Below are 18106 nucleotides of genomic sequence, written 5' to 3'. Positions count from 1 at the left end.
TGACGATCATACGCCAGCACGCATCCTAGAGTTATACGCCCGTAACAATGCGGGACCGGATCGCGCTGGCGCTTTTTTTTCGGAGCGATCCAGCTCGGATCGTATTTTTTACAGACGGAGGTGGCTTAATGCCTGCGACTCACTCTCCCACACCTGCGCGGTCCTGGATAGTTCGCTTGGCACGCGTGTGCTGGGAACGTAAGAAACTTACCATCATCGTGGTAGTAGCGTCGGTATCGACTATTCTGCTGGCCGCGCTGACACCGCTGCTGACAAGGCAAGCGGTGAACGACGCGCTGGCAGGCAATCCGACCCGTCTGCCGAGGCTGGCCTGCGGGCTACTGCTGATCGCCTTTTTTGATTTCATCGGTAACTACGTGCGCCGCGGTTATGCCGGGGAGCTCTCGCTCTGGGTACAGCACACCCTGCGAGGACGGGCATTCGACAGCATTCAGAAACTTGACGGCGCAGGCCAGGACGCGCTGCGCACCGGGCAAGTGATTTCCCGGACCAACAGCGATCTGCAGCAGGTGCATACCCTGCTGCAGATGTGTCCGGTGCCGCTGGCAGTATTCACTTATTACATCGCCGGCATTGCCGTGATGCTGTGGATGTCACCTGCCATGACACTCATCGTCGTGTGCGTACTGGCGTGCCTAGCGATCACTGCGCTGCGCGCGCGTCGTCGGGTCTTCGCGCAGACCGGTCTAGCCTCGGACCGACTGGCGAATCTCACCGAACATATGCGCGAGGTGCTGGCGCAGATCTCCGTGGTGAAATCCTGCGTGGCGGAGCTGCGTGAAACGCGCTGGCTGGATCGCCAGTCGCGGCAGATTGTGCATGTACGCATCGGCGCAGCCATCTCGCAGGCGATACCAAGTGCCACCATGCTGGCGCTACCGGTGCTCGGGCAAATCGTTCTGCTGTGCTACGGCGGCTGGTCGATCATACATGGGCGGATCAATCTCGGAACCTTCGTGGCATTTGCCAGCTTCCTCGCGATGCTGACCGGGCCAACCCGCGTACTGGCATCGTTTCTGGTTATCGCTCAGCGCACCCAGGCGTCCGTGGAGCGAGTGTTTGCTCTGATCGACACCCGTTCGCAGATGGAAGACGGGACGGAGGTGGTTAACGGTCAGGTTGTCGGGCTGGAACTGGAGAATATGAGCTTCGACTACCGTGGCGGCAGACGCATCCTCAGCGATGTATCCTTTTCCCTGCACGCCGGTGAAACCGTGGCGGTAGTGGGCGCATCGGGTTCCGGGAAATCGACGCTGCTGATGCTGCTGGCGCGTTTTTACGATCCCAGCGCCGGAGATATATGGCTCAACACCAGCGCTGGCCGACATAACCTCCGCGCTCTCAGGCTGGAGGCGCTTCGTCGTCGTATAGGCGTTGTGTTTGAAGATGCTTTTCTGTTTGCCGGTACGGTGGCGGAAAATATCGCCTATGGCCACCCTCAGGCAACGGCGGACGACATTTACCGCGCGGCGACGGCAGCAGGAGCCAGCGATTTTATCAACGCCCTGCCGAAAGGCTTTGATACTTGGTTAACTGAACGCGGTACAAATCTTTCTGGCGGGCAGAGGCAGCGAATCGCGCTGGCGCGGGCGCTCATTACCGCGCCGGAAGTATTGATCCTCGATGACACCACCTCGGCGGTCGATGCCGGTACTGAAGCGGAGATCAACACCGCGCTGAGTCGCTATGCTGACGAAGAGCATATGCTGCTGGTGATTGCCCGACGCCGTTCAACGCTTCAGTTAGCCAGCCGAATTGTGATGCTGGATAAGGGCCGGGTGGTGGATACTGGAACCCAGGCAGAACTTGAAGCGCGCTGTCCGGCGTTCCGTGCGCTTATGACCGGCGATGGCGATTTCCTCGCGCCTTCCCACAGTGAGAATAACGAATTGTGGCCAACCGGACCCGCGGCACAAGACTATGCGCCGGAGACAGGGGATAAAGGCTTTGTTGCCCGTATGACTCGCGTGCCGGAAAATGCAGTACAGCAGGCGCTGGCCGGTAAAGGCCGCAAAGTCACGTCGCTGCTGAAGCCCGTGGCGTGGATGTTCGTCATCGCCGCCCTGTTGATCGCACTCGATTCGGCGGCAGGCGTCGGGGTACTGATACTGCTGCAGCGCGGCATTGACTCCGGCGTCGCCGCAGGCGATATGTCGACTATCGGCCTCTGCGTCCTGCTCGCCCTGTGCCTAGTAGCCGTGAGCTGGAGCTGTTATTCGCTGCAGACGGTCTTCGCCGCAAGGGCGGCGGAGTCAGTCCAGCATACCGTGCGTGTGCGCACCTTCGGCCATATGCTGCGTCTTGGCCTCCCCTGGCATGAAAAGCATGTCGATTCGCGTCTGACCCGCATGACCGTTGATGTGGACTCTCTCGCCCGCTTTCTGCAAAACGGCCTTGCCGGTGCGGCCACCAGCCTCGTGACGATGTTCGCTATCGCCGCCGCCATGTTCTGGCTCGACCCGCTCCTGGCGCTGACGGCATTAAGTGCGGTGCCACAGGTCGCACTGGCAACCTGGATTTATCGCCGACTCAGCTCCCCTGCTTATGCGCAGGCGCGGCTGGAAATAGGCAAAGTTAACAGCACCCTGCAGGAGAAAGTCTCCGGCTTGCGCGTCGTGCAATCGCATGGCCAGCAGGAACAGGAGGCAGCACGGCTGCGTGCGTTATCGGATCGCTTCCGCACGACCCGCGTGCGTGCGCAAAAATACCTTGCCGTCTATTTCCCGTTCCTGACCTTCTGCACCGAGGCCTCCTATGCCGCCGTTCTACTGGTGGGAGCATCGCGGGTCGCCGAAGGTGAAATGACCGCCGGGGTGATGGCGGCTTTCTACCTGCTGCTGGGGCAATTCTACGGACCAGTTCAGCAGTTATCAGGGATTGTCGACGCCTGGCAGCAGGCGACGGCCAGCGGTAAACATATTGATGAACTGCTGGCGACCGAAGGCACTGAGAACGTAACCCCCTCTTCTGCACCGCCCGCCACCGGTGCGCTTCATCTTGATGATGTCACGTTTAGTTATCCCGACAGTTCCGAGCCGGCGTTGACCAAACTTACCCTGACGATCCCCGAGGGAACGGTTGTCGCGGTCGTCGGTCGCAGTGGTGCGGGTAAGTCAACGCTGATTAAACTGATTGCCGGGTTATATTCCCCCACCTACGGCAGTATCAGCATCGGTGATCGGACGATTGATGATGCCTCGCTTGCCGATTACCGTCTCCAGATTGGGGTGGTCGATCAGGATGTGGCGCTGTTTAGTAGTGATATTGCGGAAAACATTCGTTATTCACGGCCATCCAGCACCAATGACGACGTTGAGATTGCTTCACTGCGGGCTGGGCTGTATGAGACGGTACGCAATCTGCCGCAGGGATTCCGGACACCGGTGAGTAACGGCGGTGCCGATCTGTCCGCAGGTCAGCGCCAGCTGATTGCACTGGCTCGCGCGCAATTAGCGAATGCTCACATCCTGCTACTCGATGAAGCTACGTCACGCTTGGATCGCGCATCCGAAGAACGATTGATGTCATCGTTAATAGATGTCGCGCACGCCAGGCAGCACTCGGCGCTGATTGTGGCGCACCGTCTGACCACCGCGCAGCGCTGCGAACTGATTGCCGTTCTCGATAAGGGGCAGCTTACTGAATACGGCACTCACGAACAGCTTTTAGCTGCAGGCGGCCTCTATAACCAGTTATGGCATGACAGTGTCGGCAGTACTGTGCTACATCGACAGCACGACATCGCGGGATAGTTACAGTGCACATTAAACATTAAAAAACACGCTCTGAAACGGCTGCTCCGGGAACAGCCGCTTTAGCTATTTATACTGTTCTCCTTAATTTTCAAAGAGAGTGAATGCTGAACATGCAACAACATCCCTCAGCTATCGCCAGGTTGCGTAGCCAACTGGCAGCAGGCCACATTGCTAACGTTTCTGACTTCTGGCGCGACGCTGAATCGCTGAATGGACCGCTGGTGATGCCGGTCGAAGGGGCGGAAGACGAGCGTGAAGTGACCTTTCTGTGGCGTGCCTGGCACTCTCTGCAGGGCGTATATCTGCGTCTGAATCGGGTAACGGATAAAGAGCACGTAGCAAAAGGCATGATGACCCCCCTTCCCGAGACGGATATCTGGACACTAACGCTGCGTTTACCCGCAAGTTACTGCGGCTCCTATTCGCTGATAGAAATCCCCCTCGGCACTCCGGCCAAGAGGATTGCACAGGCCGGAGGCCGCTTTGCCGCTCTCCCCGGGCACGCCGATCCGCTAAACAAAACGCCAAGAATTAGCGTTCGGGGAAGCTCACAGGAATCGGTGCTGACGCTTGATAAAGCCCCCGCCCAGCCCGAATGGAGCGGCGGCTCACCCACAGGGCAATTGCTTACCTCCTCGCGCATTATCGCCGGGCAATCGCGCCGGGTTCAGCTTTATATGCCGGACGTTGATGTTTTGCAGCCCCTGGGCCTAGTGGTGCTGCCCGATGGTGAAACGTGGTTCGATCATCTAGGAGTATGCGCGGCAATTGACGTTGCTATAAACAACGGACGCATCGTTCCCGTAGCTATAATGGGCATCGACAACATCGATGAACACGAGCGCAATGCGATACTTGGCGGGCGCAGCGAACTGATAACGGATATTGCCAGGCATCTACTGCCGACTATTCGTGCCGAACAACCGCAGCGGCAGTGGGCAGACCGTTCTCGCACAGTGTTAGCCGGGCAGAGCCTCGGCGGAGTCAGCGCGCTAATAGCCGCTCGTCACGCACCAGAAACGTTCGGCCTGGCGCTCAGCCACTCCCCTTCAATGTGGTGGACGCCGGAAGGCGCCTGCCGGCCAAACTTATTCAGAGAAACCGATACGTCATGGGTGAGCGAGCATCTGCTTTCTGCCCCACCGCAGAATGTTCGTATCCGCCTATGCGTGGGATCACTGGAAGGTTCGACGGTACTGCACGTTCAGCAGCTTCATCAGCGTCTGCTGAATGCTGGCGTCGACAGCCATTACGCAATTTACACCGGTGGTCACGATTACGCATGGTGGCGCGGCGCACTGATTGACGGGCTTGGTTTACTAAAAGGTTGACTTGACCCGAGAATACTTTCAGACATCTGTGTAGATATGGCTCATGGCGTAAGGCTATTGTAAGTGTAGAATGACCGCTATATGTAAGCATTAGACAAGATATATAGCCCCCGCAAGGCTTTGTTGAATAAATCGAACTTTTGCTGAGTTGAAGGATCAGATCACGCATCCTCCCGACAACTCAGACCATTCCGTGGCAAAGCAAAAGTTCAGAATCACCAACTGGTCCACTTACAACAAAGCTCTCATCAACCGTGGCTCCCTCACTTTCTGGCTGGATGATGAGGCGATTCAGGCCTGGTATGAGTCGGCAACGCCTTCATCACGAGGAAGGCCCCAGCGCTATTCTGATCTCGCCATCACCACCGTTCTGGTGATTAAACGCGTATTCCGGCTGACCCTGCGGGCTGCGCAGGGTTTTATTGATTCCATTTTTGCCCTGATGAACGTTCCGTTGCGCTGCCCGGATTACACCAGTGTCAGTAAGCGGGCAAAGTCGGTTAATGTCAGTTTCAAAACGTCCACCCGGGGTGAAATCGCACACCTGGTGATTGATTCCACCGGGCTGAAGGTCTTTGGTGAAGGCGAATGGAAAGTCAGAAAGCACGGCAAAGAGCGCCGTCGTATCTGGCGAAAGTTGCATCTTGCTGTTGACAGCAACACACATGAAGTTGTCTGTGCAGACCTGTCGCTGAATAACGTCACGGACTCAGAAGCCTTCCCGGGCCTTATCCGGCAGACTCACAGAAAAATCAGGGCAGCCGCGGCAGACGGGGCTTACGATACACGGCTTTGTCACGATGAAATGCGCCGCAAAAAAATCAGCGCGCTTATTCCTCCCCGAAAAGGAGCAGGTTACTGGCCCGGTGAGTACGCAGACCGCAACCGTGCCGTTGCTAATCAGCGGCTGAGCGGAAGCAATGCACGGTGGAAATGGACAACGGAATATAACCGTCGCTCGATAGCGGAAACGGCAATGTACAGAATGAAGCAGTTGTTGGGAGATTCACTGACGCTGCGTGACTACGATGGTCAGGTAGCGGAAGCTATGGCCATGGTGCGTGCGTTGAACAGGATGACAAAGGCTGGGATGCCAGAAAGCGTGCGTATTGCCTGAAAATCCAGCCAGCTACAGGGTCGTTCGCACGAAATCTTATTTATTCAACAAAGCCCCCCCGCAACTTACACGGATGGGGGAAACGATATAAGGACGAGCCTAAAACTGTTGATAGCACGGTATTGCATAATACTGAAATTTCTCGTTTCAATGAAGATATTCATATAGTGCGTCGGGCTAATTCACCCTAAGTGGATATCAGAGCTAGCGGGTACCAGCCCCGTAACTCAGGCCCAGTGCCCCTTATGCCTAATACTTAAATCACAAAGGGTTGAATTTCTTCCCCACAAATGATAATAATTATCATTACTTACGATAGTAACAATAATTACAGTAAAAAATATCTGGCAAGGATGTGAGCTTAACGATCAACCACTTTTAAGTTAAGCATTCATTAGGGAATGGGTATGAGAATTAACAAGATCCTCTGGCCGTCAATTGCGCTCTTGGCAGGGTTGAATAGTCAAGTATCAGTAGCCAAATCCTACGACGATAACGACGAGACCTTGGTGGTGGTAGCCACCGCAGAGCAAGTACTAAAACAGCAGCCTGGCGTGTCGATTATTACCAGCGAAGATATTAAAAAGACCCCTCCGGTCAACGACCTCTCCGATATTATTCGCAAAATGCCAGGTGTCAATCTGACCGGCAATAGCGCCTCGGGTACACGCGGTAATAACCGCCAGATCGATATTCGCGGTATGGGGCCGGAAAACACATTAATTTTAATTGATGGTGTACCGGTGACGTCGCGCAACTCCGTGCGTTATAGCTGGCGTGGGGAGCGTGATACCCGCGGCGACACCAACTGGGTGCCACCGGAACAGGTTGAGCGTATCGAAGTGATCCGTGGCCCTGCGGCGGCGCGCTACGGTTCGGGCGCCGCGGGCGGGGTGGTAAACATCATTACCAAACGTCCCTCCAACGACTGGCACGGTTCGCTGTCGCTATACACCAACCAGCCGGAAAGCAGCGATGAAGGCGCTACGCATCGCACCAACTTCAGCCTTAGTGGGCCACTGGCTGGCGATGCGCTGACCATGCACCTCTACGGTAACCTGAATAAAACCGATGCCGACAGCTGGGATATTAACTCCTCAGCCGGTACGAAAAACGCGGCCGGGCATGAAGGGGTGCGCAACAAAGATATTAACGGCGTTGTTTCGTGGAAATTAAATCCGCAGCAAATTCTCGATTTCGAAGCCGGATATAGCCGTCAGGGGAATATTTATGCGGGCGATACGCAAAACAGTTCTTCCAGTGCTGTTACTGAAAACCTAGCGAAATCCCGCAAAGAGACGAACCGCCTTTACCGGCAGAATTATGGCATTGCGCATAATGGTATTTGGGACTGGGGACAAAGTCGTTTTGGTGTTTATTACGAGAAAACCAATAACAACCGCATGAATGAAGGATTATCCGGCGGCAGTGAAGGGCGTATTTTGGCGGATGAAAAATTCACGACCAATCGCCTGAGCTCTTGGCGAACCAGCGGTGAGATTAATATTCCGCTGAATGAACCGGTCGATCAAACGCTAACAGTTGGTGTGGAGTGGAGTCGAGATAAACTCGACGCCCCTTCCTCTACCAGCCTTACGGTGAATGACAGTGATATAGGCGGCATTTCTGGCTCTGCTGCGGATCGCAGCAGTAAAAACCATTCCCAAATCAGTGCGCTGTATATTGATGATAATATTGAGCCGGTTCCCGGCACGAATATCATTTCCGGCTTGCGCTTTGATTATCTCAACGAGTCCGGCGGTAACTTCAGCCCCAGCCTGAACCTATCGCAGGAATTGGGCGATTACTTCAAAGTCAAAGCGGGGATTGCCCGAACCTTCAAAGCACCAAACTTGTATCAATCCAGCAAAGGTTATCTGCTCTACTCGAAAGGCAACGGTTGTCCAAAAGATATTACATCGGGCGGCTGCTACCTGAAAGGAAATAAAGATCTCGATCCGGAAATCAGTATCAATAAAGAAATTGGGCTGGAGTTCGCCTGGGAAGATTACTACGCCAGCGTGACCTACTTCCGCAATGACTACCAGAATAAGATCGTGGCCGGGGATAATGCTATCGGGCAAACCGCTTCAGGCGCATATATCCTCCAGTGGCAGAATGGAGGGAAAGCGCTGGTTGACGGTATCGAAGCCAGCATGGCGTTCCCGCTGGTGAAAGATCGTCTGAACTGGAATACCAATGCCACCTGGATGATCACCTCGGAGCAAAAAGACACCGGTAACCCACTGTCGATCATCCCGAAATATACAATTAATAACTCGCTTGACTGGACCATCACCCAGGCGTTTTCCGCCAGCGTCAACTGGACGTTATACGGCAGACAAAAACCGCGTACCCATGCGGAAAGTCGAAGTGAAGATACTCGCGGCATGTCAGGTAAAGTCTTGGGGGCTTATTCTCTGGTGGGAACGAACTTCAATTACGATATTAATAAAAATCTTCGTCTTAACATCGGTGTCAGTAATATCCTCGATAAGCAGATCTACCGAACTTCAGAAGGTGCTAGTACCTATAATGAGCCAGGGCGGGCTTATTATGTGGGGGCGGTAGTTTCATTCTGATCGTAATTATTAGGACTAAGCAAGATATAACTGATGTTATATAAAATCTTGAGGATCGATTATGGATAAAAAGCTTTTTCAATACCCTGAGGATGATTTTTTTATTCTTCTTTATAATGAATCTTTGTTGGAATTCAATATACAGAAAGCCAATGCGTTTTTAATCGAAAGTTGCAATTGTTTTCTTGAAGGAAAGGATAATGGGTTTAGGCCGCTGGCATTTTCAAACTCGCGAGATGAGTTACTTGAGATAAAAAAATATTTGAACCGTGCTAGAGGTTAATAAACCTCATCGCATCCGCAAGTTAAATATAACTTAATTTTCCTCTGCGCTAGTTTCAGCGCAGGGAAGCAAATTAGCAGATAACAAATAAATTTAAAAGAACATTATTTTACTTCATAAAATTGTTATCTACACTATATTTTCAGCTATTCATTTTGTTTTTATCAACGACAGTTTTTTTGGGGATAAGTGTGATAAGTATTCCAATGACGAGGGGGATAATCAGTAAGATTGAGTATGTTGATATGGTTTTCCCATATATATAACTTTCCAAGCTTACTGCAATTAGAGGGAAGATGAGAAATACGAGCGAAGCCTGGAAAGCGCTAGCCCTTTTCTGCAGAGAAAAATAGCACAGTATCCCAAAAACTCCAGCAAAACAGCCTAAATACATTGTTGCTAATGTAGAGTGTAAAGATAAAGCTGATAATTGTGGCCTCTCAAAGATACTCCCCACCAGCGAAAGAATAACCCCAGCTATAAAACACGGTAACGCATTAAACGATATAACAGAGACTTTACAGCATCTTTTTTTACATTGAGTATATACTATGGCATGAATTATTACTGCAGAAGAAAGGGCAATAACTCCCGTCCACTGGCTTTCTGTCCTTTCCCGCGCCTCCGTGATGAGGATGAACGAAAGTGAAGCTAATGCGATAATTAGTCCAGTAATCTGTATTGAGTTTGTTTTTTCATTCAAAAATAAAAATGATGCTATTAAAATAGCCACCGGCATATTTGCAAATATAATAGCGGCAAGTCCTGGGTTTACATAAACCTCACCATAAATCATTAGAGAGAAAGGAATGGCAAAATAAAACATACTAATTGCAAGTTGAAATAGACGCTGGCCAACAGGAAATAAAATTGGTATTTTTTTTACCCATGCGATAATGATTAATAATGGAGCGGAAAATAAAAATCTCATCCCGGTAGCAAAGACTGGAGGGATAGTTTCAAGAGCAATCTTCATAGCTAACCACGTGGTTCCCCAAGTTACAGCAACTAACAGGAATAATATAAATATAGTAATTCTACGCATTCATTCCCCTTCATTAATAAAGTATGTAATTTTAAACGCACAAATCTTTGGAAACAAAAAGCTATACCATCCTTAATGAGCCAAATGTATGCCAAGGATGTTTTTTAAAATATTAAGGTGATTATGGTGTTTTACACCGGTCTTATTAAGAATATTTCGTGTGTGAGTTATAAGTGTTTTTTTTCTAATGGCTGTTTTTTCACTTATCTGTGTTAATGATAATCCATCTATATATAATCTAAGAATAAAAGACTCCTTCTTTGTCAAATTTATTGGTTTATAATCAAGCTGCCCCCCCCCATTAAAGAGAGAAATCATTCTATCTTTTAAAATAGTGATAGCCTCGCGTGCGTTAATGATGTTAATTCCGATGAGGGTGGAATTAACATTACAGTTTGTGTTCAGAATAAAAAAAACAGGTAAACCTATTTTTTTTAGATAGCTATACTCTTTTATCGAAACTTTGTGATTCACACCATCCAATAAAATGATTACGTTTGAATTAGGAGTGCATGCATATACATCATAACTCGATATTCTACAAAGACAGCATTGAACCTCTGAGAAAATATGTTCCATGCCGGCAAAGAAATAATTATTATTTGTAACGACACACAATTTCATTATTTCTTACCTTGATCCTTCTTTCTTTATATGTTCTCATTTGCTGGAGATGCATTATAATGTATAGTGACACTATGCTTTGACATATTTGATAGATGTTTTATACATAAATGGTGCATGCAGTATGCGTACTTATCTGCCAACTGAAATTGGCATGAGTTATATATCGCGCTGATATCATTTATTGAACGTGAGTATAGTTCTATAATAGTTTGAATTTTTTTTTGCGTCTATTCATCGCTTTTCTGCGCGAGCGGAAGATTCTTTTTATTTTTCTTCTGTCTGAAATATAAGAATATGAATTATAAACTGACAAAAAAAACAAAAAAAAAGCAATAAATAAATAAAAGAGATCCTTCACATCCCCTCCCCTTTTTTACCTAAATACTTGGCATGAGCCATCTTTCATCAACCATTTCTTTATTAAGGCTGTAAAGATACATAAACCTTATGTACCTTTTGCAGCCAAATTTTCTTGTTATTTTGCTTTGGTAGCATGATAGCGTTTTTTCTTCAATTTTTAGTTGACTTTTTATTTCATTAATGCCCCCATTTTTCAGTAGGCATTGCAGCACTGCTTGTTCCTTTTTTGTTAGCCGTGGATAATGGTTTACAATTCGGCTAACATTTTTCTTTAAGAATGCAAAATATAGTTTTTCAATATTATTTTTTACATTTCCTTGCATGTTAACATAGATGTCATAATCACACCCTTTAGGATAAAACCGCCCCCCCCCCGAAACGTCAAGCCACATCCATTGGCTTATCATATTTAATGATCCCCTTAACATTTTGTACCCTCCCCATTTCCCTGAATAAAAAATCCTGCTGTCAACCAATACTCTTATGTTTCTTTTGTGCTTAATTGCTATTGATTTATTAACTACTCCTTCATATGTAATATGAAACAGAGGTAGTCCAGTTAACTGCTTTAGGCCATAATAAAAAAAATAATCATCAGTCAACACTATGTTTACATCCTTGTTACATATAAAGTAAATATATTTTTCCATAGAAACAGTAACTTTGATCCATCAATATTCATCCAAAAATATTTTATAAGCATTAAAAAAAAAAACAACAGAGAATCATTTCTCTTGAAAGTCGTTGGTTACAATTTTTAATGAATAAAAATTCAATCAATCACGGTAAATAGTCATTTTTTTTGTCTTTGCGTGTTTGCAATTAATTGATCTTTTTTTTTAACCCGCCCCCCTTTATTTTGTCAGTTTGCTTAATAATTCACGATTAAAGATGTGTGGGGAGGGGCGAGTTTAGGACTTATTTTAAAATCCTTATCAAATAAATACTTTCGCAAAAAACGATTCGCTTAGTAATACTGTCTGTTTCTATAATAACCATGGTAATTAGGTTTCTGAAAAATATGTTCAGATTACCACTAGTGTAACAGTTGGTGCTTGGGAGTTATTTGGCGATTGATCCGACCACATGATCCAGGCAAAATACCCTCAAAGTAAATTAATATATTGTTCTCCTTGATATCCGGCCCATTTTTTGATTTAATTTCAAATGATAACTGTATAAGGTGCAATCAATGAGTAATACTGATAACGGGACGAAGATCTACACTCCATTAACTCTGAAACTATATGACTGGTGGGTGCTTTGCATTTCGAATAGTTACGCATGGAATTGTTCAACAAAGGATATTTTAATTCCTTATTTTTTACAAAACTTAAGTCCTAACCACCTAGATATTGGCGTTGGTACTGGTTATTATCTCACTAAAATCCCTGCTCACTATAATATATCCCTCATGGATCTTAACCCTGCCAGCTTGAAAGCTGCATCGGCAAGAGTAGGGGAAGATAGAATACACTATAAAGTTAGGCATGATGTATTTGAATCTTACCCAGAGGAACTTCATGGAAAATTTGATTCCATATCAATGTATTACCTCATCCATTGTCTACCAGGAACAATGGAAGATAAAAGAATTGTCATAAAAAACGCGAAGGCCGCCTTAACTAAAGGTGGAATACTTTACGGAGCAACCATACTTGGTGATAAGGTAAGGCATAATAGTTTTGCGTTAAAACTGTTGCAAATTTATAACAAAAAAGGTATTTTTTCTAATTTTAGTGATTCAGAAGAAGAACTAAAAAAAATGCTTTCTCATTATTTTAAAAATATTGATGTCATTGTGAAAGGTGCTGTCGCAATGTTCTCTGCGCATGAAAAAAAATAGCTATTTATCATTTTTTCCTGGATTTATCTTTTTTAAAAAACACCTTGTGAACTGATCCCATAGTTTATATTAAGCGACTAACAGGGCTTGGGTTCGGTCCTCTACCGGACTCAGGCCTTTTTGTTTTATTCTTTCATGGTTGTAATAGTGGATGTACTCATCTATAGCCATGCGCAACTAGCTGATATTCTTATGTTCCTTCAGGTAAAAACATTCAATCTTTAGCGTACCGAAGAAGCTTTCCATTACTGCATTGTCGTGACATTTTCTCTTTCTTGACATGCTCTGTTTCAGGCCGCTGCCCTTAAGTCGCTTCTGATAATACGCCATCTGGTAGTGCATCTAATTAGTAGAACATGTATTTTTCAATGAAGGCCCCGATGACTTTTTCATGCAGCTCAACAGAGCGTGAGAAACAGACGGTCGGCGAGCCAGGCGTTTGATTCGGGTTCTCAGCGTCAGATTGTTTCGCTCAATGCGCTGAGTAGAGATTTTGCCGGTCAGATGCTTATCCTTCGGCACCTCTCTGGCGTAACTTCCCAGTCATCGCTGGTTATTATGCTGATATTAAACGGTGTGAGCAGAGCCAGCAGCGCACTGCAGGTTGCATCGGTCCGTGGCCCAAAAGTATAGGCCAGCACACCACCTGTTTTCGTGTTGTACGCGTACCAGAGCCAGTGCTACCGGGCTTTGCTGCCGACCTCCATTGCTCGTGGAGTTCGCAGATGAGCGCCACATCGGCATGAGCAACCGGAGATGTGGTTACTCGTCGTGGCGCGAGTTTTTTAAAGTGCGAATAACGGTGTTAATGCCGATTTTGAGTGTCCTTGCGGTATCACAGACGCCGGCTCCGTTGAATGCCATTTCGGTAATTTTCTCTTTGACGCCGTGCTTGCGTGCTTCATAAGTATAAGTGAGCAGAAACACGCGGTAGCAATCGCGGCAGCGAAACCGGTCACGGCCTTTAGGGCTCTGCCTGTGGCGGAAAACTTGGTCAGACTGACAACGGGGGCAATGAACGGTAACGCTGGTCATGAACAAACCTCAAAAGCACGCATCATACATCAATTCAATTAATTAGAGGCATTGATCTCCTCCCTGAAAACAGTGCCGTCTCCTCGCCTCGTGAGCTCACACCAACAGAAGCACCGGCAGAAATAAGAATCCCTGGTTTCTCCTGATACTATTTAATAATTTCTGACAGGGCCTGACCTGCTTTCTGAATATAAACTGGTTGCGAGACCTCACCCAGCTGATTGGCAACCATCCGGGTTTCATAATGACTGGCAGTTAATACCAGAGCTGGCCCGTGAATACAGGACAATTGTTCAACTACTGCCTTTAACCATTGACCTGAAAATATCTGTTCTTTCGGGTCATCGAACACCTTTGGAAAATCAGCACCGGCGATGGTCAGCTTCATTGAGCCATAGACGTCTGGGGAGAATATTTTCCTGATTGAAATCGTATCGCTGGTTAACCCCAGAGCTTTACATAACCACTCCATTCCGGTCTCTGGGGTACTGGTAATAGAGAGGGTAGCCGACGTCAGTAACGCACTACGCCACTGAGTGCAGTATCTGCCCACATTCATCCCGATAAACGGGTTTACAGCGATCAGGGCTGGTTCACGACGTTTATTGGAAACGCCTACGCCCTTTTGCCCCCGGACAATCCGAGCATATCCCTGCTGTAGATACAGTCAAAGAAAGCTTTCCGGGCCGCTTCATTTTTTATTTTCCGCCCTACCTTTGATAAGGCGTTAAAGCTATTGTCAAACAAGGCAACCGCTGCAGGCGTACTACAAAAATGCAGATCGCCCGGGCTTTGTTGAATAAATAAGATTTCGTGCGAACGACCCTGTAGCTGGCTGGATTTTCAGGCAATACGCACGCTTTCTGGCATCCCAGCCTTTGTCATCCTGTTCAACGCACGCACCATGGCCATAGCTTCCGCTACCTGACCATCGTAGTCACGCAGCGTCAGTGAATCTCCCAACAACTGCTTCATTCTGTACATTGCCGTTTCCGCTATCGAGCGACGGTTATATTCCGTTGTCCATTTCCACCGTGCATTGCTTCCGCTCAGCCGCTGATTAGCAACGGCACGGTTGCGGTCTGCGTACTCACCGGGCCAGTAACCTGCTCCTTTTCGGGGAGGAATAAGCGCGCTGATTTTTTTGCGGCGCATTTCATCGTGACAAAGCCGTGTATCGTAAGCCCCGTCTGCCGCGGCTGCCCTGATTTTTCTGTGAGTCTGCCGGATAAGGCCCGGGAAGGCTTCTGAGTCCGTGACGTTATTCAGCGACAGGTCTGCACAGACAACTTCATGTGTGTTGCTGTCAACAGCAAGATGCAACTTTCGCCAGATACGACGGCGCTCTTTGCCGTGCTTTCTGACTTTCCATTCGCCTTCACCAAAGACCTTCAGCCCGGTGGAATCAATCACCAGGTGTGCGATTTCACCCCGGTGGACGTTTTGAAACTGACATTAACCGACTTTGCCCGCTTACTGACACTGGTGTAATCCGGGCAGCGCAACGGAACGTTCATCAGGGCAAAAATGGAATCAATAAAACCCTGCGCAGCCCGCAGGGTCAGCCGGAATACGCGTTTAATCACCAGAACGGTGGTGATGGCGAGATCAGAATAGCGCTGGGGCCTTCCTCGTGATGAAGGCGTTGCCGACTCATACCAGGCCTGAATCGCCTCATCATCCAGCCAGAAAGTGAGGGAGCCACGGTTGATGAGAGCTTTGTTGTAAGTGGACCAGTTGGTGATTCTGAACTTTTGCTTTGCCACGGAATGGTCTGAGTTGTCGGGAGGATGCGTGATCTGATCCTTCAACTCAGCAAAAGTTCGATTTATTCAACAAAGCCGCATCGAGCATATCGATGAACTCTGCATACTGTTCGTCGTTAAAATTGAAAACACGGCGATCAAGGATCACATTCTCCGCAGCCTTGCAGGCCATCTCCAGGATAAAGTCGGTTCGCGATTTATGAAGGATCTCTGCAGCGGCATCGATGAGTGCTCTCTGAGACTCTTTAGCTCTTAGGTTGAGTTGAACATCTGATTTCATACACACCTCTCTTGTATAGCATTTGCTTTACAAGAATAGCACAACCACCACGTATAGCATATGCTATACATAAAATCATCGTTTTTTTATTTTTTTGAATACTGATGTCCGCTTTGTGCTGGGTGCGGACGCTCAGGAATTGAGTTTCAGGCACTTTAAAAGCGAGGCAAGCGACTCGACAGGTCCAGCGTGGCCACTAGGTGAGCGGGTTTCATCCCAGGGCATTGCATCATCAGTGCAGAAGTCTCCTGCACATTCCATGTCAAGACGTTCGTCAATTAAACCAACAGGAACCCAGACATAAGGTACGTCTCGCAGACTGTTAGGCACAGTTGAGCCACATACATTGCAAAAATCTGTACGGTACCCCGTTGGCTTAGACCATGAAGCAACGCAGTTTTTCCCCTTTATCCAGCGAAACTCACTGTCTTTCACTAGTGTGGCGAGATTGTAACCCACGCCGCTCTGCTTTCTGCAAAGCGAGCAATGACAACGATAAAACACTGCTGGTTTATGAGTAAGTTCAAATTCAATTGTTCCACACAAACAAGATCCATTCATTTCAAAACCATTCCTGCAAGGCCTAAGAGATTTTATGAAACATTACCATCTTTTTAGTACTGAATAGGAGTGCTTTTTTTGGTAACTCAAAATCAGCTATCAGTCGGTGTGAATATCCGCTCATCGCTCATAGCAGACATTTGCGTGAGCGTGTCCAACGACGTTCAGGTTTCCTGATAGAATCCCTGTACAGAGCCTTGTTAATTTCTGCCTGGATAGCTCTTTAGGCGGTATTCAACCGGGCTGAGTCCCTTGAATTTAAGGCTAATTCGTCGGGTATTGTAGTATCGTATGTAATGACCTGCTCCCCGTTGATTAGTACACCCCGATGTTAGTAATGTCTTCATAAGCCACATGAGGACATCCCCATGAAGAAGCGTTTTTCCGACGAACAGATCATCAGTATTCTCCGCGAAGCCGAAGCTGGGGTACCCGCCCGTGAACTCTGCCGCAAGCATGCCATTTCCGATGCCACGTTTTACACCTGGCGTAAGAAGTATGGCGGTATGGAGGTGCCTGAAGTTAAGCGCCTGAAGTCGCTTGAGGAAGAGAACGCCAGACTCAAGAAGCTGCTTGCCGAAGCCATGCTGGATAAAGAGGCGCTTCAGGTGGCTCTTGGGCGAAAGTACTGACGACAGACCAGAAGCGGGAAGCCGTGATGCTGATGTGTGATGCGACCGGTCTGTCGCAACGTCGTGCCTGCAGGCTTACAGGTTTATCCCTGTCGACCTGCCGCTATGAGGCTCACCGTCCGGCTGCTGATGCGCATTTATCAGGGCGCATCACTGAGCTGGTACTGGAGAGCAGGCGTTTTGGCTACCGTCGTATTTGGCAGTTGCTGCGCCGTGAAGGGCTTCATGTTAATCATAAGCGCGTGTACCGGCTTTATCACCTCAGTGGCCTGGGCGTAAAACGCAGAAGACGTCGTAAAGGGCTGGCAACAGAACGTCTGCCGCTGCTCCGTCCGGCGGCGCCCAATCTGACCTGGTCGATGGATTTCGTCATGGACGCACTTTCCACCGGTCGCAGGATCAAGTGTCTTACCTGCGTCGATGATTTCACAAAGGAATGCCTGACGGTCACTGTTGCCTTTGGGATTTCAGGCGTTCAGGTCTCGCGTATTCTGGACAGCATTGCACTGTTTCGAGGCTATCCGGCGACGATAAGAACTGACCAGGGGCCGGAGTTCACTTGCCGTGCACTGGATCAATGGGCCTTTGAGCATGGTGTTGAGTTGCGCTTAATCCAGCCGGGCAAGCCAACGCAGAGCGGATTTATTGAGAGCTTTAACGGACGATTTCGCGATGAATGCCTGAATGAGCACTGGTTCAGCGATATCGTTCACGCAAGGAAAATCATTAATGACTGGCGGCAGGATTATAACGAGTGTCGTCCACATTCAGCACTGAATTATCAGACGCCATCAGAGTTTGCAGCACGGTGGCGAAATGGAAAATGTGAAGGTAAACAAACCGACCTTACTAACTGACGGTTGTA

General features: G+C 48.4%; 15 protein-coding genes and 3 pseudogenes. 7 read left to right on the top strand and 11 right to left on the bottom strand.

Translation table 11 applies throughout. The annotated features are described in order from the left end of the window. Positions 1-128 precede the first annotated feature (128 nt). The 5 genes from iroC (at position 129) to AB1E37_RS26300 (ending at position 9089) form a co-directional block, all read left to right on the top strand. Positions 129-3773: a salmochelin/enterobactin export ABC transporter IroC gene (gene iroC, locus AB1E37_RS26320; protein WP_023302798.1), complete on the top strand. Its 3645-nt coding sequence runs from the start codon at positions 129-131 to the stop codon at positions 3771-3773. 104 nt (positions 3774-3877) lie between these two features. Next, positions 3878-5107 (top strand): catecholate siderophore esterase IroD, encoded by a 1230-nt coding sequence (iroD, locus tag AB1E37_RS26315; RefSeq protein ID WP_004902400.1) that lies wholly within the window; start codon positions 3878-3880, stop codon positions 5105-5107. 148 nt (positions 5108-5255) lie between these two features. After that, positions 5256-6224: an IS5 family transposase gene (locus tag AB1E37_RS26310; protein WP_004225014.1), complete on the top strand. Its 969-nt coding sequence runs from the start codon at positions 5256-5258 to the stop codon at positions 6222-6224. A 407-nt stretch (positions 6225-6631) separates the two neighbouring features. Beyond that, positions 6632-8806: a siderophore salmochelin receptor IroN gene (iroN, locus tag AB1E37_RS26305; RefSeq protein WP_004213617.1), complete on the top strand. Its 2175-nt coding sequence runs from the start codon at positions 6632-6634 to the stop codon at positions 8804-8806. A 61-nt stretch (positions 8807-8867) separates the two neighbouring features. Beyond that, the gene (locus AB1E37_RS26300; protein ID WP_004213615.1) at positions 8868-9089 is read left to right on the top strand and encodes a hypothetical protein; all 222 of its coding nucleotides are present in this window, start codon (positions 8868-8870) and stop codon (positions 9087-9089) included. 142 nt (positions 9090-9231) lie between these two features. Here the strand turns inward: AB1E37_RS26300 and peg-344 are convergent, their stop codons facing one another. The 4 genes from peg-344 to rmpA all read right to left on the bottom strand — a co-directional run bounded on the left by peg-344 (position 9232) and on the right by rmpA (position 11771). Next, the gene (gene peg-344 / locus AB1E37_RS26295) at positions 9232-10134 is read right to left on the bottom strand and encodes a DMT family inner membrane transporter PEG344 (protein WP_004213613.1); all 903 of its coding nucleotides are present in this window, start codon (positions 10132-10134) and stop codon (positions 9232-9234) included. A gap of 72 nt (positions 10135-10206) precedes the next feature. After that, positions 10207-10608 carry a LuxR C-terminal-related transcriptional regulator gene (gene rmpC, locus AB1E37_RS26290; protein ID WP_214588034.1) on the bottom strand — a complete coding sequence of 134 codons (402 nt, stop codon included), beginning with the start codon at positions 10606-10608 and terminating at the stop codon, positions 10207-10209. A 352-nt stretch (positions 10609-10960) separates the two neighbouring features. Continuing rightward, on the bottom strand, positions 10961-11083 hold the full coding sequence (rmpD, locus tag AB1E37_RS26285; protein WP_213034833.1) for a mucoid phenotype synthesis protein RmpD: 123 nt from the start codon (positions 11081-11083) through the stop codon (positions 10961-10963). Positions 11084-11138: 55 nt separating this feature from the next. After that, complete coding sequence (gene rmpA / locus AB1E37_RS26280) at positions 11139-11771, bottom strand: mucoid phenotype regulator RmpA (protein ID WP_004213609.1); 633 nt, start codon at positions 11769-11771, stop codon at positions 11139-11141. 542 nt (positions 11772-12313) lie between these two features. Here rmpA and AB1E37_RS26275 point away from each other — a divergent pair. Further along, positions 12314-12967: a class I SAM-dependent methyltransferase gene (locus AB1E37_RS26275; protein ID WP_023302796.1), complete on the top strand. Its 654-nt coding sequence runs from the start codon at positions 12314-12316 to the stop codon at positions 12965-12967. A gap of 69 nt (positions 12968-13036) precedes the next feature. On the opposite strand, the pseudogene AB1E37_RS26270 reads toward AB1E37_RS26275, so the two are convergent. The 7 genes and pseudogenes from AB1E37_RS26270 to AB1E37_RS26240 all read right to left on the bottom strand — a co-directional run. Beyond that, a pseudogene (locus AB1E37_RS26270) lies at positions 13037-13303 on the bottom strand (IS3 family transposase); the annotation flags it as partial. A gap of 10 nt (positions 13304-13313) precedes the next feature. Continuing rightward, a pseudogene (locus tag AB1E37_RS26265) lies at positions 13314-14002 on the bottom strand (IS1 family transposase). 148 nt (positions 14003-14150) lie between these two features. Then, positions 14151-14474 carry a hypothetical protein gene (locus tag AB1E37_RS26260; protein ID WP_004902375.1) on the bottom strand — a complete coding sequence of 108 codons (324 nt, stop codon included), beginning with the start codon at positions 14472-14474 and terminating at the stop codon, positions 14151-14153. Positions 14475-14845: 371 nt separating this feature from the next. Then, positions 14846-15813, bottom strand: a pseudogene (locus AB1E37_RS26255) (IS5 family transposase). A gap of 1 nt (position 15814) precedes the next feature. Beyond that, positions 15815-16048 carry a DUF1778 domain-containing protein gene (locus AB1E37_RS26250; protein ID WP_367777112.1) on the bottom strand — a complete coding sequence of 78 codons (234 nt, stop codon included), beginning with the start codon at positions 16046-16048 and terminating at the stop codon, positions 15815-15817. A gap of 132 nt (positions 16049-16180) precedes the next feature. Continuing rightward, a complete protein-coding gene (locus AB1E37_RS26245; RefSeq protein WP_004901287.1) occupies positions 16181-16609 on the bottom strand; it encodes a GFA family protein in 429 nt (142 codons plus the stop codon). 200 nt (positions 16610-16809) lie between these two features. Beyond that, on the bottom strand, positions 16810-16956 hold the full coding sequence (locus tag AB1E37_RS26240; RefSeq protein ID WP_159193595.1) for an IS3 family transposase: 147 nt from the start codon (positions 16954-16956) through the stop codon (positions 16810-16812). A gap of 21 nt (positions 16957-16977) precedes the next feature. On the opposite strand from AB1E37_RS26240, the gene AB1E37_RS26235 reads away from it, so the two are divergent. Then, a protein-coding gene (locus tag AB1E37_RS26235) for an IS3 family transposase (RefSeq protein WP_088476787.1) occupies positions 16978-18098 on the top strand; the annotation gives its coding sequence in 2 pieces (ribosomal slippage) (positions 16978-17236 and positions 17236-18098; 1122 coding nt in all). Positions 18099-18106 lie beyond the last annotated feature (8 nt).

The sequence above is a fragment of the Klebsiella sp. Shm-1 genome (genome assembly GCF_040804525.1).
Classification (GTDB): Bacteria; Pseudomonadota; Gammaproteobacteria; order Enterobacterales; family Enterobacteriaceae; genus Klebsiella; species Klebsiella pneumoniae.
Note: the sequence above shows the minus strand (reverse complement) of the source record. Positions and strands in the feature narration are given on the sequence as shown.

Excerpts from the sequence above, each read along its gene's own strand:
- AB1E37_RS26300 (WP_004213615.1), top strand. The coding sequence starts at position 8,868 with ATGGATAAAAAGCTTTTTCAATACCCTGAGGATGATTTTTTTATTCTT.
- AB1E37_RS26245 (WP_004901287.1), bottom strand. The coding sequence starts at position 16,609 with ATGAATGGATCTTGTTTGTGTGGAACAATTGAATTTGAACTTACTCAT.
- AB1E37_RS26250 (WP_367777112.1), bottom strand. The coding sequence starts at position 16,048 with ATGAAATCAGATGTTCAACTCAACCTAAGAGCTAAAGAGTCTCAGAGA.
- iroD (WP_004902400.1), top strand. The coding sequence starts at position 3,878 with ATGCTGAACATGCAACAACATCCCTCAGCTATCGCCAGGTTGCGTAGC.
- AB1E37_RS26240 (WP_159193595.1), bottom strand. The coding sequence starts at position 16,956 with ATGAAGACATTACTAACATCGGGGTGTACTAATCAACGGGGAGCAGGT.
- AB1E37_RS26260 (WP_004902375.1), bottom strand. The coding sequence starts at position 14,474 with ATGGAGTGGTTATGTAAAGCTCTGGGGTTAACCAGCGATACGATTTCA.
- rmpA (WP_004213609.1), bottom strand. The coding sequence starts at position 11,771 with ATGGAAAAATATATTTACTTTATATGTAACAAGGATGTAAACATAGTG.
- iroN (WP_004213617.1), top strand. The coding sequence starts at position 6,632 with ATGAGAATTAACAAGATCCTCTGGCCGTCAATTGCGCTCTTGGCAGGG.
- iroC (WP_023302798.1), top strand. The coding sequence starts at position 129 with ATGCCTGCGACTCACTCTCCCACACCTGCGCGGTCCTGGATAGTTCGC.
- peg-344 (WP_004213613.1), bottom strand. The coding sequence starts at position 10,134 with ATGCGTAGAATTACTATATTTATATTATTCCTGTTAGTTGCTGTAACT.
- AB1E37_RS26275 (WP_023302796.1), top strand. The coding sequence starts at position 12,314 with ATGAGTAATACTGATAACGGGACGAAGATCTACACTCCATTAACTCTG.